This is a genomic window from Paracoccus sp. SSK6 (genome assembly GCF_039770665.1).
Taxonomy (GTDB): Bacteria; Pseudomonadota; Alphaproteobacteria; order Rhodobacterales; family Rhodobacteraceae; genus Paracoccus.
Window position 1 is genome coordinate 1 of the sequence record NZ_JBDPNJ010000047.1, and the last position, 14459, is coordinate 14459.

Consider the following 14459-nt stretch of genomic DNA (forward strand, 5'->3'; position numbering starts at 1 on the left):
AAGGCTTTTACCGCAACCCGTGGTCCTCAGAAGCTGTAGCCGATCCTTACACCGACGCCCCATGCGTGGCTGCTTTCCATTTCGGCGCGGGCCGTGTCGGGCGTGCCGGTCTCGGGCCGGGCATCGCCCAGCCTGACGTAACTGACCCCGGTCGTGATCCTGATCCTGTCCCGGGTATAGATCGCCGCCAGACTGACGCCCTTCTGACCGTTGACCGGCGCCAGCGGCGAGACAAGGTCGTTGCCGGACTTCTCGTAGGTGACGCTTGCCGCGCCGGACCAGGCCTCGGTGAACCTGCGGCCAATGCCGATGGTGAACGTGGTGGTGTCGCCCAGATCGACAAGGCCGCTGCCCGTCACCTGAAGGAGCCTTTCAGGATCCACGCGGAAGCCGGACCAATCCACCCAGCGGATCGACCCGAAGACAAGGGTGCTCGGATCGATGCCGGTCTGGAACTCGAGGTTCCAGGACTTCGGCGTCTTGACCGTCAACCTGGAACGCCCATCCAGAAGCGGCAAGGCCGGGGCAGGGCCAGGTCCATCGAGGTCCACAAGAGGACCGCGTTCGGTTATGTCGAAGTCATGCTCGATCACCGCACTATAGGTCAGGGACACACGGGCGGCGATCTCGGGTCGTTCCCACGACACCCCGGCGAGCCACCCGTACGCGGTATCCCGGTCCACATCGACACGGTAGCCGCTGATGGGGCCGAACGACGCGCCGCCCAAGGTCACGTGTCCATCCGTGCGCGCGGCCCGGAAACCCGCGTGAACCCCGAAGCCGCTCTCCGGAACAGCAAGGCGGACGACGCCGGTCAGATCGGTGTTGTTGACGGTCACGCCGGTTCCGCCGAGATTGATGGACCCGCTGGTGGGATACCGTATGTCGGCTCCGAACGGTTGATCCACGATGACGGCTGCCGACCAGAGCTCGTTGAACTGGTGCTTATAGGCGAAGCCTGCGTTGGTGTAGGAAGACGCGACATCGCCCGTGCGCTCACCGCCGGGGTAGGGGCCAAGCGGCAGGTCTGTTCCGGTGATGCGGGGCGAGACATGGCCATAGCTCAGTTCGAGATAGTTGCCCGGTTCGAACAGAGGATCGAGGGACTGGTTGCTGCGCTCGAGACCGCCCGCATGAACGATCGTGCTGCAAAGGAGCCAGGCGGCGGCGCCGATAGAGGCGGTCTTCATGAAAGCCTCGCTTCAAAGCTCGGGTATGACCACGTCAGCAGTGGGAAAGCTGCCGCAAGGGAAACATTAGCACAGGGAGAGCCGTCCTCGAATATGAAACGTCCCGCTGCTGATCCCGTCCTCGCCGCATGGACATAACCCGGCGACACCGCTCTCGCCTCGCCCAGAACCGCGATGACCTCGGCGTTCTTCTTCCTGCGCGGCGCTTCTTCGGGCAAGGAACTGTTCGCCACTGCCGCTCTCCAGGGCATCGAGGCGCTTGACGTCACCGATCGCAAATCGCTGGCAGGCGTGGTCCGAGCATGGGAGGCAGCCAAGGTCACCGGTGTGCGATTGGTAGTGGATTGCCGGCTTGATTACGCCTGCGGAGGCATCACTCAACCTGATGCCCTCAAAGCCGCGCCACCCAGATTTAGCAAATCAAATCTCAGGCAGGCGGGCTGGCGGCCGTCAATTTTCTTCAGAAGGCAAAGCGCACGCCGACGAGCAGGTCGAAGGTCTCGAACTTGCCGTCGAAGCTTTCTTGGTCGGGGCCTTCGAACTTGTCCGACTCCGTCTGGAACCAGCGCCCCTCGGCAAAGAGGTTCACATTGGGGTTCACCGTGTAGCCGACGCCGCCGATCAACTGGTAGGCAAGCAATCCGTCGCCGTCGAAATCCTGGCCCCCGGCGCTCTTCTCTACATTGGCCGCACCGATGCCAGCACCGAGGTAGGGCTGGATCGCCCCCGTGGGGCCCATGCTGTCGAACATGTAGAGTGCATTGACCATGAGGGCTTTGGCCGAAGTGTCGCCATCGGTTTGGTCGCCTTCATCCCGGTCTCTGACGGTGAAGTCGGCCTTGCGGTAGGCGTATTCGAGCTCGACCGCGAGGTTCGGCATGACCGTTGCGCCGACCGCAATGCCCAGGGTGTAGCCCGTATCATGGTCGAAGCTCGGGAGGGCGATCTGCTCTCCTTCTTCGATGAGTGTCGTATCCAGGTCCGACGGCCAGGTCGCGCCTCCGAAGCCCTTGATGTAGGCGTCTTCCATCGAAAACGCCTGGGCGGACGCTATCCCTGCGCCCTCCGTCAGCGTGGCGATCGCCACTGCTGCGGCAAAAGGTGCCTGTCTCATGGACTTCTCCCTTTCTCTGTTCCTCACACAGACTTTATCTTACACCATCGGCGATCAGTGTGTAATCGATTTGCCGGGGTGCTGCGGACTGGCATAGAGCGAGACCTCGTCTTGGGCGCCACTTGATCGCCGCAGCGCCAGCCCGCATCCTCCGCACGACAGTTGCGTGGCCCGGAAAAAGGAAGGCTGCGGACATCACCGAATAGACGGTCGACGACGGCGGCCATGGTATTGCTGTAAAGCTCAACGCCAAGGGTCTTGCTCATTGCCCTTCAACGCATGGGCAGCGGTTTTGTTAGAGGCTTCTAGCCCTAGCTTCGGCTCCGTCTCGAGAGCGCATTGTCAGCCAGACACCCCCTTGCGGGCGAAGGGTCAGAATCATGCGTGGCTGCGGCTCGCGCCCCGGAACGCGCTCAAAGCGGAACTGGGCCAGCAGGGTCGACAGGATGATCGTTGCCTCTTGCAGGGCAAAGCTGGCGCCAATGCAGATACGCGGGCCCGCACCGAAGGGCAGGAAGGCATAGCGCTCGGGCATGGTCAGAAACCGGCCAGGATCAAAGGCGTCGGGGCGCTCCCACAGTAGGTGGTGCCGGTGCAGGGCATAGATGGGCAGCATCACGGTGTCCCCGGGCCGCACCTCGCGACCGCAGAGTGTGTCGGACGCCCGCGCTGTCCGCGACAGAAAGGCCGCTGGCGGGTACAGACGCAGCGCCTCGTTGATGATGCGCATGGTTTGGGGCAGCGCGCCCAGATCGGCGGCGGTAGCGGCGCGACCGCCCAGTGCAGCCCGCGCCTCGTCCGCCGCGCGTTCCTGCACAAGGGGATCGAAGGCACACAGGTAAAGCGCCCAGGCCAGCGCCAGCGCCGTCGTCTCGTGTCCGGCCAGGATGAAGGTCAGCAGGTTGTCGCGCAGCTCCTCAGGGGTCATGGCGCGGCCCGTTTCCGGGTCCTGCGCGTCCAGCAGCAGGTCCAGAAAGTCGGACGGTTCATTTGGGCCGGCAGCCTGCGCGCGCTCGGTGATGGCTTGGTCCGCCATTGTCTTCATGCGCCTCAGCCCCGGTCCGGAGAACAGCCGTCCCGGACGCGGCAACCACATGGGCAGGCCCATCACGTCCATCAGGGACAACTTGGCTGTTTTTGCGATATAGGCATCGAGCGCCTGATGCACCGCACCGGGGTCAAACATCCCGCCGCCCGAGAAGGTGACTTGCGAGATCACCTCGAAGGTCGCGGCGACCGTTTCCTCGACCAGGTTCACCGGCCCCTGCGCAGCCGCGAGACGGCGGCACGACGCCTCGGCGGCAGCGGTCATCAGCGGCCCGAGCGCCTCGACATGACGTTGCGCGAAGGCAGGTGCGGCGGCACGACGTTGCCAGCGCCAGTGCGCCCCCTCGGCTAGGAGCAGGCTGTTGCCGATGGCCGGGTACAGGATCAGCCTGGTGTTGATGGACTTCGGGTAATCCTCCACCCGGTCCTTGAGGATGTGCCGCAGGGCGGCCGGGTCCATGACCATGTGCCAGCGCACTCCGGACGTGCCGGAGAGGATCGGCTCTCGGGTGGCAGCTATCGGGATCACTTCCAGCACGTTGCGCCGCACGGTCATGGCCGTGGCCCATAGGCTCAGGGGCTTTGGGGCCAGCGGCACCTTGACGGGATCGGACTGCGGCCGGTCGATCATGGGGGCGCTCCTTAGCGGGAGGCTGTCAGAGTCAGGTGGAGGTGACGTGCCCAGGGATCAAGCGCAACGCGCGGATGGCGATGGGGCAGGGGCGGCGTTTCGAAACGCCAGGGCTGCCGTGATGTTGCCCCTCCTTGCGAAACAAGGGCACGCCGCAATGCCCTGTGCTGTTTGCGTAGAACCACTACGCGGGCGGAGGAAAAGCGCGCTGGTGGTCTGCCCACGCGTTTGCAGACGGGTTCCCAGTCCGATATGGTCGAGGCTTGCAAACATCACGGTTCAAATGTCCCTGCAATGGCGCTTCCCGTTCATTCGGCTACAGCGAACAGCTTTCCGGCCCTCCAAAACAGTTGCGCCAAGCCCTTTTATCGCTGACCGTGGACCCATGTGCAGTGAAGCGTTTCGGAGGTGAGAGTGTCAGTTCGATCTCTTGCGGGCGCGGCCGCGATGGTGGCTGGAGCTTCTATCGGCTCTCCTGCCCAGGCCGCCACAGCCGGATATACCAGCTTCTGGGCCTTTGGCGACAGCCTGACCGATCCGGGCAATCTTTACAAACTGAGCGGCGGTGCCGTGCCCCCACCCCCTTATGACCAGCGGTTTTCGGATGGCCCGGTCTGGGCAGAACATGTGGCCCAGGGCTTCACGGATGCCAACCTGCCGGCCGGGAACTTCGCCCATGGATACGCCCAGGCCGTTGCCAACATCGATCCGTTTCCCTGGCAGATCCCGGACCTTCCGCAGCAGATCGACACCTTCGAGATGCAGCCGTCTGCTCAGCTGGGCGAGCGCCCCCTTGCTGCCTTGTGGTTTGGCGCCAACGATCTCTTTGCCTCGATCGAAGAGCAACTGCTCAGCGACGCGCCGAACCCGGCAGCCGTGATCGGCACAGCCGTCAATGCGGCCGTTGCCGTGGGAGAGGGTATCCGGGACATCGCCGAGGCAGGCGTCAGGGATTTTCTGGTCTTCAACCTTCCGCCGCTCGACCTGACGCCGCGCTTTGCGCTTCCAAGCCCTGTCGGCATTCCTGCCGCGGCACCTCTTGCAGGACTTGGGGCAGACACGTTCAACGCGTCGCTGATGGCGGTCCTTGACGGCTTGGACAACGATCTGAACGTGTCGCTGCTGGACATGGACAGCATTCTCACGCAGGCCGTCGCCAACCCGGTTCTCTTCGGCCTGAGCGATGCGACCAACCCTTGCACCATCCCCGGGCTGCCGCCCGAAACGGTCTGTTCGGCCGACGAGGCGGCCGGCAAGCTGTTCTTCGACCTCGTGCATCCAACAACGGCGGCGCACCGGGAGATTGCTGACATCGTGCAGGACCGGATTTTCATTGCGCCTGTTCCTGTGCCAGCGTCGTTCGGCTTTCTGATGGCGGCGACTGGTCTCTTGGGGCTCGGCTCTTGCCGCCGACGTCTAGCTAATGTCCTACGGCAAACTGTTCCATAAATCCGATTATTGATCATTTGGTCAAATTTGGGGGACGCGCTATCCTGAAATGCGACTTTCTGTGCTCAACAATGGGTTGAGCCATGAAAGGATCATAGAATGAAGGTTCGGTTCTCTCACCTTTCCCTTTCCGAGCGGCGCAAGATCGAGCGCTGGCGGCAGACGAAGCTGAGCCCTGACGAGATGGCGCGCAGGCTCGGCCGGCACCGCTCGACAATCTTCCGCGAGCTACGCCGCAATCATTTCCACGACAGCGAGATCCCGAAGCTCAGCGGCTACTGGTGCGTTGTGGCGCAAAGCTATTCGGATGGACGACGCACCCGGCAGCGCAAGCTGATGCGCGATCCCGGGCTCTGCGACCAGGTCGAACGCTGTCTGAGGTCCGGCTGGACCCCCGAGCAGATCGCCGGCCGGATGCGTTACGAGAACGCTCCGCGCCGGGTCTGCCAGGAGACGATCTATCAACACATCTATTCCGAGGACGGGCGCCGGGCTGAGCTGTGGCGCCACCTGCCCTCCGGGCGCCGGCGTCGCCGGGGCTACCGGCTCCGCAAGCGCCCGCCGCCCAAGTTTGCGCCGGAACTCAGCATCTTGTTCCGCCCGGACGTTATCGCGCATCGCAAGCAGTTCGGCCATTGGGAAGCAGACCTGGTGCCGTTCCGGCAGAGGTATGGGCCTGCCAATGTCACCACCATGATCGAGCGGACCAGCCGCTTCCTGGTGGCGTTGAAGAACGACGAGAAACGCACCAAGCCGATCATGGCGCAGATCGCCCAGGCTCTGACGCCCCTGCCCCGGCATGCCTGCCGATCGATCACCTTTGACCGTGGATCCGAATTCGTCGACTGGCCGCATCTACAGGCGGAGGTGGGCACGCAAACCTGGTTTTGTGAAGCACAGTCACCCTGGCAGAAAGGGGCCGTGGAGAATGCCAACAAGCGACTGCGACGCTGGCTCTGCCGCGACACCGATCCGAACAGCCTGTCGCAGGAAGAACTGCGCGCCCTCTGTGCTGGCCTGAACGCCACGCCGCGCAAGTGCCTCGGCTTCCGGACCCCTGCCGAAGCGTTTCGAGACGAACTGATACGACTGGAGGCACCATGATGAGCCCTGCCCCGCAGGACTGGTGCATTCAGAATGGAGCCTGCATGACGGCAGGACGGATCGCGCAAGGCATGGGCCTTGCGCGATGATGTCAAAGCGTGGCGCCTTCGTGCTGCATTCCCGCGGATGAGGCGCCCGCCCGGGTCAGCATCCCGAACAAGTCGCGCGGATCGTCTGGATCGGCGATGATGTCGAGGCTCTGGAAAAAGCCGGTGCCTTCCAGCCGGTCGCGCACATAGCGCAGCGCCGAAAAGTCCTCGATGGCAAAGCCCACGCCGTCGAACAACGTGATCTGGCGGTCGGACGTGCGGCCGGGCGCAGCGCCCGCGATGACCTGCCACATCTCGGTCACGGGGAAATCGGCGGGCATCTGCTGGATCTCGCCCTCGACCCGGGTCTGGGGGGTGTATTCCACGAATACGTCCGATCGGCGCAGGATGTCGCCGTGCAGTTCGGTCTTTCCGGGGCAGTCGCCGCCGATGGCGTTGATGTGGACGCCCGCGCCCACCATGTTGTCGGTCAGGATCGTCGCATACTGCTTGTCGGCGGTGCAGGTGGTGATGACCTGCGCGCCCTCGATGGCTTCCTGCGCGGTCTTGCAGGCGGTCAGATCGAAGCCCAGGCCGGACAGGTTGCGCACCAGCTTCGCCGTCGCAGCCGGATCGATGTCGTAAAGCCGCAGCCGATCGATCCCGCAGATCGCGCGCATGGCCAGGGCTTGGAACTCCGACTGCGCGCCGTTGCCGATCATGGCCATGGTGGTGGCGCATTTCGGCGCCAGATGGCGGGCGACCATGGCGCTTGTGGCGGCGGTGCGCAGCGCGGTCAGCAGCGTCATCTCCGTCAGCAGTTCGGGATAGCCGGTGTCCACGCGCGCCAAAAGGCCGAAGGCGGTTACGGTCTGCAGGCCAGATTTCGTGTTCTTGGGGTGGCCGTTGACATACTTGAACCCATAGCTGACGCCGTCCGATGTGGGCATCAGTTCGATCACGCCATCTTCGGAATGAGCGGCCACGCGCGGGGTCTTGTCGAACAGATCCCAGCGGCGGAAATCGTCCTCGATGTAGCGGGCAAGGTCCTTCAGCACGGTCTCGACGCCGATGCTGTGGACCAGCCGCATCATGTCTTCCACGCTGACGAAGCGGATAAAGGCCAGTTCAGAGGGCTCGGGGGCAGGCATGATGATCCTTCAGGAATAGCTGCGGGTGGGGCGGTCGAAGACGCGGCGTCCGAACAGTGAGGCGGTCAGCTCGACCATCAGCGACGCGGTGCGTCCGCGTTCGTCCAGAAACGGGTTCAATTCGACCAGATCAAGCGAGGTGACAAGGCCGCTGTCGTGCAGCATCTCCATCACCAGATGCGCCTCGCGGAAGGTGGCGCCGCCCGGCACAGTGGTGCCGACAGCGGGGGCGATAGAGGGGTCAAGGAAGTCAACGTCCAGCGACAGGTGAAGCATGCCATCTGCCGCGCGCACCTCCTCGATGAACTCGGCCAGGGGAGCGGCGATGCCGCGTTCGTCGATCTGGCGCATGTCGATGGCGCGCATCCCCGCCGCTTGAATGGCCGCGCGTTCCGGGCCATCGACCGATCGCAAGCCGATGAAGCAGATGTTCTGCGGCGGCACGGGGTTCGCCACAAGGGGAAAGCCGTCGAAACCGGCCTGTCCGGTGACATAGCCGATGGGCGTGCCATGCAGGTTACCCGAGGCGGTGGTGTCGGGGTTGTGGATGTCGGGATGGGCGTCCAGCCACAGCACGAACAGCGGGCGCCCCTGCCCCGCCGCGTGATCGGCCACGCCCGACACGGTGCCCAGGGACAGTGCGTGATCGCCGCCCATGAAGATCGGAAAGCCGTCAGGTTTTGCCTTGCGCGCCGCATCCGCCAGGAGGCGGGTCCATTCGGCAGTCTCCGCGCGGGCATGGACCTGCCCGGGAGTCGAGGGTTGCGGCGCCTTGGGGCCGGGCACGTCGCCCCGATCCTCGACGGACCAGCCAAGATTGGCCAGGGTCGCGGCAAGGCCCGCCACGCGGTATGCTTCCGGGCCCATGGAACAGCCGCGCCGGCGCTTGCCGCAGTCAAGGCCCGCGCCGATCAGGATGCAGGTCTTGCCCTTCATGCCGACACCGCCGCCGTCACGACCACCTCGACCAGCAGGTCGGACCCAGCCAGCCGCGCCTCGCCGCAGGCGCGGGCGGGCGCGCAGCCTTCGGGCATCCAATTGTCCCAGACCGCGTTCATGGCGTCGTAATCGGCCATGTGCGCCAGCCAGACAGTGGCGGCCAGGATGTCACGGCGCGACGATCCGGCCTCCGTCAACAGGGCATCGACGCGCGATAGGCAATCGCGGGTCTGTTCCGCGACGGTCGCGCCCTCGCCCACCTGGCCGCACAGATAGACGGTGCCATTGTGGCGGACGATGCGGCTCATCCGCTGGTTGGTGTGGAAACGTTCGATCATTTGACCCCCATGGGTGGCGCGATGTTGCGGGCGATGGGTTCGCGGCGGCGGTTCAGATGGCGCAGATAACGCCGCTCCAACCAGCGAAAGACCCGCGTGATTGCAAAGACGATGATGAAGTACAGGACAGCCGCGGTGATCAGGCCTTCGTAGGCGAGATAGTATCGTCCGTTAAGCCAGCGTCCGACCCCCAGAATGTCCTGCAGCGTAATGGTGCTGGCCACAACCGAGCCGTGGAGCATGAAGATCACCTCGTTCGAATAGGCCGGAATGGCGCGGCGAAAGGCCGAGGGCAGCACGATGCGGCTCAGTCGACCGCGCTTTGACATTCCGGTGGCGATGGCGGCCTCGACCTCGCCCTTGGGCGTGTCCGCGATGGCACCGCGCAAAAGCTCGGTGGTATAGGCGCCTGTGTTCAGCGTGAAGGCGATCAGGGCGCACCACCACGCCTGCGACAGCACCGGATCCCAGAGCCAGCTGTTGCGGACGAACTCGAACTGCCCTGCGCCGTAATACAGCAGATAGGTCTGCACCAGCAGCGGCGTGCCCCGGAAGACATAGGTGTAGACCCAGACCACCGGGTTCAGAACCCGGTGGCAGGACGCGCGCACGACGGCCAGCGGCACCGCCATCGCGCCGCCCAAGGCCAGCGACAGGAAGGTCAGGCCCAACGTGACCCCAACCCCGTAAAGGAAGCGGTCGAAGTTTTCGGCAATCAATGCCAGGTCGAGGGGAAACCAAGAGAGCAAATTTTCCATCGTCACGCCCTCGCCACGCCGCGGCTGTAGCGGCGTTCCAGCGCGCGCAGCCCCAGATCGGATACTGCTGTCAACGCCAGATAGATCACGAAGGCCGCCGCCATGAAGGTGAACAGCGCTCCCGTGGACCGGCCCGCCGCAAAGGCGTTATAGACCAGATCCTGCAAGCCGATCACTGACACCAGAGCCGTTGTCTTCAGCTGCACCAGCCAGTTGTTGCCAAAACCCGGCAGCGCATAGCGCACCATCTGCGGCCAAATGATGCGGAGGAACAGCAGCGGACGGGACATGCCGGTGCTGATCCCCGCCTCGATCTGTCCGCGCGGGATGGCCAGGATCGCCCCCCGGAAGGTTTCGGTGAAATAGGCTCCGAAGATGACGCCGATGGTCAGCGCGCCGGCGGCGAACTGGCTGATCTCGACATAGTCCCACAAACCGGTGGCCGCGCCGATGCCGTTGACGGTCACCTGACCGCCGAAGAAGACCAGCATGATCAGCACCAGGTCGGGCACGCCGCGCACCACCGTCGTATAGGCGCCGGCCACGGCATTGGCCGCGCGGCTGGCCGACAGCTTGGCCCATGCGCCCAATAGCCCCATCGTTACGGACAGCACCAGAGAGGCAAGGGCAAGCTGGACCGTGGTGACAAGTCCGGCCAGAAGCTGTTCGCGATATTCCAGAAGAAGATCCATCCTCGCCTCGCTGGTTGGAGGGGGCGCGGGATGCGCCCCCGGCTGCCGTTACATTCCCTCGGGCCGGCCGCCGTAGATATCGAAGGGGAAGTACGTGTCGTTGATCGTCTTGTAGGTGCCGTTGTCGCGGATCGCCGTGATCGCGGCGCTGAAGGCGTCGCGCAGCTCGTCGTCGCCCTTGCGCACGGCCACGCCCACCCCCTCGCCGTAGCATTCGACATCGGTGTGATCGCCGGACAGGAAGGCATAGTCCGCGCCCTCGGGCTTGGACAGGAAACCCTCCTGCGCGATCAGCGAATCCGACAGTTGCGCGTCGATGCGGCCTAAGGTCAGATCACGGAACACCTCGTCCTGGGTGCCGTAAAGGACGATCTCGGCATCGGGGAAGTTCGCCTCGGCATAGCACTGGTGGGTGGAACCGCGCTGCACGCCCAGCCGCTTGCCTGCCAGCCCCTCGGCGGTGCCTTCAAGGCCGGAATCCTTGGGGGCCACGACGCGGGCCGGGGTCTTGTAGTATTTGTCGGAAAAGTCGATCTGGCGCTTGCGTTCCTCGGTGATCGACATGGAGGCCACGATGGCGTCGAACTTGCGCGCCTTGAGTGCCGGGATCATGCCGTCCCATTCCTGTTCGACCAACTCGCACTCGCGTTTCATTTGCGCGCACAGCGCCTTGGCGATCTCGATGTCGAAGCCCGCAAGGCTGCCGTCGGCCTCCTTGTACGAAAACGGGGGATAGGCGCCTTCGACCCCGATGCGCAGGGTGTCCTGGGCAAGGGCGCCGGTGGCAAGGGCTGCAAGGGCTGCAAGGGCGGCGGCGGCAAGAAGGGTTCGTCTGATCATGATGGTCTCCTCCACTGGTTTGTCAGTTCATCCGGGACAGAAAGGCCTGGAATTGCTCGGTCTGCGGATTGCGGAACAGGTCGGCGGGCGCGCCTTGTTCGCAGATCTCGCCCTTGTTCAGGAACACCGTCTTCGATGACACGTCGCGGGCGAATGCCATTTCATGCGTGACGACCAGCATGGTGCGGCCCTCGTCGGCCAGGGCGCGCATCACGGCCAGAACCTCGCCCACAAGTTCAGGATCCAACGCCGAGGTCGGCTCGTCGAACAGCATCACGTCGGGCTCCATGGCCAGGGCGCGGGCGATCGCCACGCGTTGCTGCTGGCCGCCCGACAGATGGGCGGGATAATACTCGGCACGTTCGGACAGTCCGACCTTGGCCAGCAGGGCGGCGGCCTTGTCCCGCGCCTCGCGCCGGGGCGTTCCGAGGACATGGACGGGGCCTTCGATGATGTTTTCCATCACCGTCATGTGCGACCACAGGTTGAAGCCCTGGAACACCATCGCCAGCTTGGACCTCATCCGTTCGACCTGCCGGTGATCGACGGGACGGCGTTCGCCCCGATGGCTGGTCATGCGCATCTCCTCGCCCTTAAGCCAGACGGTGCCGTCGGTGGGTGTTTCCAGCAGATTGATGCAACGCAGAAAAGTGCTTTTGCCCGACCCGGAGGCGCCAAGGATCGCCACCACGTCGCCCTTTTCGGCGGTCATGGAGATGCCTTTCAGCACCTCGTGGTCGCCAAAGCTCTTGCGGATGTTTTCTACGCGGAGGGCGGGATCAGTCATACTGGTTTCTCTGGCTGGCGGCCGAGCGCGGCGATCTCGGCCAGGGTGACGGGCTTGACGGGAGTGCGGACGCGGCCTGGTCCGATGGTCGACGGATGGCGGCCAGTTGCTTGGGCAATCAGTCCGGTGACAGTGACCTCGCACATGCGGCCCTGGCACGGCCCCATGCCGGTACGCAGGGCGGTGCGCATCAGGCGCAGGCCGTGAGCGCCGTCTTCCGCCGCCTCGCGGATGGTGCGGGCGGTGACTTCCTCGCAACGACAGACGATCGTATCGTCCGGCGGGGCTAGAAAGGCGGGTGGGACGGGATAGGCCGCGTCCAGAAACGGGCGCACCGACAGGCTGCGCGACAGGGCGCGCTGCTGCGGCCGGGCACGCGCGTCACGTTCCGCCCTATTCATCAGGCCGGCACGATGCAGGATCGCCAGTGCGGCCAACGCGCCCTGCGCCCTTGCAACATCTGCGCCGCCAATGCCGCCGCCGTCGCCTGCCACAAAGACATGATCAAGCGACGATTGGCCCAGAGCATCCAACTTGGGGCGCCATGCCTGCTGAGCAGGGTCATACTCGTGTTCAAGACCCATCGAACGCGTCAGATGGGTTTGGGGAATGACCCCCAGATGCGTCAGCAGCAGGCCGCATTCCAGCTCCTGCCCGCCTTTGCGCGTGGTGAAGCTGAACGTGATCCGACCCTCGTCGGTCTGCACCGCCCGGAAGTTCGTTGCGCTGTGGTGGCGCGGGATGCCTGCCGCGCGAATGCGTTGGATCAGGCCTAGACCCTTGACCAGCGTCATGGCGCCCGGCATCGCTTGCGGCAGCCTGGGCAAGGCGCGCAACAGGTCGGAGCCTGTCTCGACCAAAGCCTGCGGCGGCGATCCGGCGGCGATCATCTGCGCCGCGACCAGATAGAGCAGCGGCCCCGCCCCGGCAAGAATGGCGTCACGAGGAAGCATTCCCGACTGCTTCATCAGGATCTGCGCGGCGCCCACGGGCATGACCCCGGGCAGGGTCCAGCCGGGGAACGGCACCGGACGTTCCTGCGCGCCGGTGGCGATCAGAAGATGAGGGGCATGGGTGATGTGGCTTTGTCCATCGCGCGACCAGATCACGCCCTGCTGCGGGTCGAGGCGCCAAACCATCGCGCGCGGCTCATAGGCAATCAAAGGATGATCCAGCCCCCGGACGAGATCGGCGCCTTTGGCGTAATCCGCGCCCAGCCAGTCCCGTCCTGTGGCGTTCGCGACATTACGATAGATCTGGCCCCCGACGCGATCCTGTTCGTCCAGCAGCGTGACCCGCATCCCTCCGTCGGCCGCGATGCGTGCGGCGGCCATGCCGGCGGGACCGGCGCCGATGATGACAAGATCTGCGGTCATCGCACATCCCCGATTCGGCGGGCGCCGGTCTGGCGGTGAATGACCATGCCGTCGCTCGCCGGGGTCATGCAGGCCTGAATGTTGTAGCGGCCGTCGATGGTCACAAGGCAGTCGAAACAAACCCCCATCATGCAAAAAGGTGTGCGCCCTGCCCCGGTGATGGGCGTGATGCGGGTGGCGCCGCCATCTTGAGCCAGCAACGCAGCGGCGACGCTTTCGCCGGGGCGGGCCAGAACCTGTTCGCCGTCGAAGGTCATGCGGATGGTGCGCGGGATTGCGTCCGGCGCGTCACGAAAGCGCGAAGCGGCGTTCATCGAAAGCCTCCAGATCAGGGGCCGCGGGATCGCCGTCGATCCAATCGGCCAGTCGCGTCGCGTGCAGCGGCGCCAGCGTGACCCCGCTGTGGCAGGTGACAAGAAATGCGCCGGGGTGATCGGCCGAGCGCTGATAGATCGGATAGCCGTCGGGCGTCATCACCCGCAGCGCCGCCCAGGACCGCAGCACGCGGATGTCGGCCAGCCGGGGCCAGACCTGCATGGCGTGACGCGCCAGCCTGGCCATCTGGTCAGTAGACTCGGTATCGACGTCGGCGTCGGCCTTCGTGCCGCCGATCTGCAATCCGCCCTCGTCGACCTGCCGGATTGTGCTGGACAGGAATGGCAGGCGGTCGGCAACGCGCTCGGTGATCAGCAGCTCGCCCCGCTGCGCGCGGATCGGCGCACGGAAGCCCAGTTGCGGACCAAGCTGCGCGGCCCCCAGACCGGCGCAGAGGATGACCCGGTCTGCATGGATCGTCTTGGTGTTTTCACAAAGAATACTGAAACCGCTAGTCGCCGGCTGCACCGCCGCCACGCTGGCATCGCCGGTAAAGCGAACGCCGCTGGCAAGACATGCCTTGCGCAGTGCGACATGCAGCCGCAGCGGGTTCACATGGCCGTCCAACGGGCAGAAAGTCGCGCCGACAACCTGTTGGCCGATGCCCGGAAGCCGGTGCGCCAGATCGCTGTGGCCTAG

Annotated in this window: 15 protein-coding genes; 2 read left to right on the forward strand and 13 right to left on the reverse strand. The window is 64.8% G+C overall.

Annotated elements, in window-relative coordinates; translation table 11 throughout:
- Nucleotides 1–26: 26 nt before the first annotated feature.
- The 3 genes from AAIL68_RS16515 to AAIL68_RS16525 form a co-directional block, all read right to left on the reverse strand.
- Nucleotides 27–1190 (reverse strand): outer membrane protein transport protein, encoded by a 1164-nt coding sequence (locus AAIL68_RS16515; RefSeq protein ID WP_347140840.1) that lies wholly within the window; start codon nt 1188–1190, stop codon nt 27–29.
- Nucleotides 1191–1650: 460 nt separating this feature from the next.
- On the reverse strand, nt 1651–2304 hold the full coding sequence (locus AAIL68_RS16520; RefSeq protein ID WP_347140842.1) for an outer membrane beta-barrel protein: 654 nt from the start codon (nt 2302–2304) through the stop codon (nt 1651–1653).
- A gap of 295 nt (nt 2305–2599) precedes the next feature.
- Nucleotides 2600–3982 carry a cytochrome P450 gene (locus AAIL68_RS16525; protein WP_347140843.1) on the reverse strand — a complete coding sequence of 461 codons (1383 nt, stop codon included), beginning with the start codon at nt 3980–3982 and terminating at the stop codon, nt 2600–2602.
- Between the two features lie 447 nt (nt 3983–4429).
- Between AAIL68_RS16525 and AAIL68_RS16530 the strand changes: the two genes are divergently transcribed.
- Nucleotides 4430–5431, forward strand: a complete 1002-nt coding sequence (locus AAIL68_RS16530) for an SGNH/GDSL hydrolase family protein (protein ID WP_347140844.1) — start codon at nt 4430–4432, stop codon at nt 5429–5431.
- A 99-nt stretch (nt 5432–5530) separates the two neighbouring features.
- Nucleotides 5531–6535, forward strand: a complete 1005-nt coding sequence (locus AAIL68_RS16535) for an IS30 family transposase (protein ID WP_347140845.1) — start codon at nt 5531–5533, stop codon at nt 6533–6535.
- A gap of 91 nt (nt 6536–6626) precedes the next feature.
- Here the strand turns inward: AAIL68_RS16535 and AAIL68_RS16540 are convergent, their stop codons facing one another.
- The 10 genes from AAIL68_RS16540 to AAIL68_RS16585 all read right to left on the reverse strand — a co-directional run.
- The gene (locus AAIL68_RS16540; protein ID WP_347140846.1) at nt 6627–7715 is read right to left on the reverse strand and encodes an ornithine cyclodeaminase; all 1089 of its coding nucleotides are present in this window, start codon (nt 7713–7715) and stop codon (nt 6627–6629) included.
- Between the two features lie 9 nt (nt 7716–7724).
- Entirely contained in the window at nt 7725–8651 is a 927-nt protein-coding gene (gene rocF, locus AAIL68_RS16545) for an arginase (protein WP_347140847.1), read from the reverse strand.
- Nucleotides 8648–8992, reverse strand: a complete 345-nt coding sequence (locus AAIL68_RS16550) for a RidA family protein (protein WP_207467191.1) — start codon at nt 8990–8992, stop codon at nt 8648–8650. Before AAIL68_RS16550 ends, rocF begins: the two co-directional genes overlap by 4 nt.
- Nucleotides 8989–9750 (reverse strand): ABC transporter permease, encoded by a 762-nt coding sequence (locus AAIL68_RS16555; RefSeq protein WP_347140848.1) that lies wholly within the window; start codon nt 9748–9750, stop codon nt 8989–8991. The genes AAIL68_RS16550 and AAIL68_RS16555 overlap by 4 nt, the downstream gene beginning before the upstream one ends.
- Before the next feature lie 2 nt (nt 9751–9752).
- The gene (locus AAIL68_RS16560) at nt 9753–10442 is read right to left on the reverse strand and encodes an ABC transporter permease subunit (RefSeq protein WP_347140850.1); all 690 of its coding nucleotides are present in this window, start codon (nt 10440–10442) and stop codon (nt 9753–9755) included.
- Between the two features lie 48 nt (nt 10443–10490).
- The gene (locus AAIL68_RS16565; RefSeq protein WP_347140851.1) at nt 10491–11282 is read right to left on the reverse strand and encodes an ABC transporter substrate-binding protein; all 792 of its coding nucleotides are present in this window, start codon (nt 11280–11282) and stop codon (nt 10491–10493) included.
- 22 nt (nt 11283–11304) lie between these two features.
- The gene (locus tag AAIL68_RS16570) at nt 11305–12069 is read right to left on the reverse strand and encodes an ATP-binding cassette domain-containing protein (protein ID WP_347140852.1); all 765 of its coding nucleotides are present in this window, start codon (nt 12067–12069) and stop codon (nt 11305–11307) included.
- The gene (locus AAIL68_RS16575) at nt 12066–13445 is read right to left on the reverse strand and encodes an NAD(P)/FAD-dependent oxidoreductase (RefSeq protein ID WP_347140853.1); all 1380 of its coding nucleotides are present in this window, start codon (nt 13443–13445) and stop codon (nt 12066–12068) included. The genes AAIL68_RS16570 and AAIL68_RS16575 overlap by 4 nt, the downstream gene beginning before the upstream one ends.
- Nucleotides 13442–13759: a (2Fe-2S)-binding protein gene (locus AAIL68_RS16580; protein WP_207467202.1), complete on the reverse strand. Its 318-nt coding sequence runs from the start codon at nt 13757–13759 to the stop codon at nt 13442–13444. The genes AAIL68_RS16575 and AAIL68_RS16580 overlap by 4 nt, the downstream gene beginning before the upstream one ends.
- The coding region (locus AAIL68_RS16585; protein WP_347140854.1) for an FAD-binding oxidoreductase at nt 13734–14459 on the reverse strand (726 nt) is incomplete at its 5' end. The genes AAIL68_RS16585 and AAIL68_RS16580, both read right to left, overlap by 26 nt.

What these genes read in the sequence shown, in the direction of transcription:
- AAIL68_RS16515 (WP_347140840.1), bottom strand. Translation starts at nt 1,190, where the DNA reads ATGAAGACCGCCTCTATCGGCGCCGCCGCCTGGCTCCTTTGCAGCACG.
- AAIL68_RS16520 (WP_347140842.1), bottom strand. Translation starts at nt 2,304, where the DNA reads ATGAGACAGGCACCTTTTGCCGCAGCAGTGGCGATCGCCACGCTGACG.
- AAIL68_RS16525 (WP_347140843.1), bottom strand. Translation starts at nt 3,982, where the DNA reads ATGATCGACCGGCCGCAGTCCGATCCCGTCAAGGTGCCGCTGGCCCCA.
- AAIL68_RS16530 (WP_347140844.1), top strand. Translation starts at nt 4,430, where the DNA reads ATGGTGGCTGGAGCTTCTATCGGCTCTCCTGCCCAGGCCGCCACAGCC.
- AAIL68_RS16535 (WP_347140845.1), top strand. Translation starts at nt 5,531, where the DNA reads ATGAAGGTTCGGTTCTCTCACCTTTCCCTTTCCGAGCGGCGCAAGATC.
- AAIL68_RS16540 (WP_347140846.1), bottom strand. Translation starts at nt 7,715, where the DNA reads ATGCCTGCCCCCGAGCCCTCTGAACTGGCCTTTATCCGCTTCGTCAGC.
- rocF (WP_347140847.1), bottom strand. Translation starts at nt 8,651, where the DNA reads ATGAAGGGCAAGACCTGCATCCTGATCGGCGCGGGCCTTGACTGCGGC.
- AAIL68_RS16550 (WP_207467191.1), bottom strand. Translation starts at nt 8,992, where the DNA reads ATGATCGAACGTTTCCACACCAACCAGCGGATGAGCCGCATCGTCCGC.
- AAIL68_RS16555 (WP_347140848.1), bottom strand. Translation starts at nt 9,750, where the DNA reads ATGGAAAATTTGCTCTCTTGGTTTCCCCTCGACCTGGCATTGATTGCC.
- AAIL68_RS16560 (WP_347140850.1), bottom strand. Translation starts at nt 10,442, where the DNA reads ATGGATCTTCTTCTGGAATATCGCGAACAGCTTCTGGCCGGACTTGTC.
- AAIL68_RS16565 (WP_347140851.1), bottom strand. Translation starts at nt 11,282, where the DNA reads ATGATCAGACGAACCCTTCTTGCCGCCGCCGCCCTTGCAGCCCTTGCA.
- AAIL68_RS16570 (WP_347140852.1), bottom strand. Translation starts at nt 12,069, where the DNA reads ATGACTGATCCCGCCCTCCGCGTAGAAAACATCCGCAAGAGCTTTGGC.
- AAIL68_RS16575 (WP_347140853.1), bottom strand. Translation starts at nt 13,445, where the DNA reads ATGACCGCAGATCTTGTCATCATCGGCGCCGGTCCCGCCGGCATGGCC.
- AAIL68_RS16580 (WP_207467202.1), bottom strand. Translation starts at nt 13,759, where the DNA reads ATGAACGCCGCTTCGCGCTTTCGTGACGCGCCGGACGCAATCCCGCGC.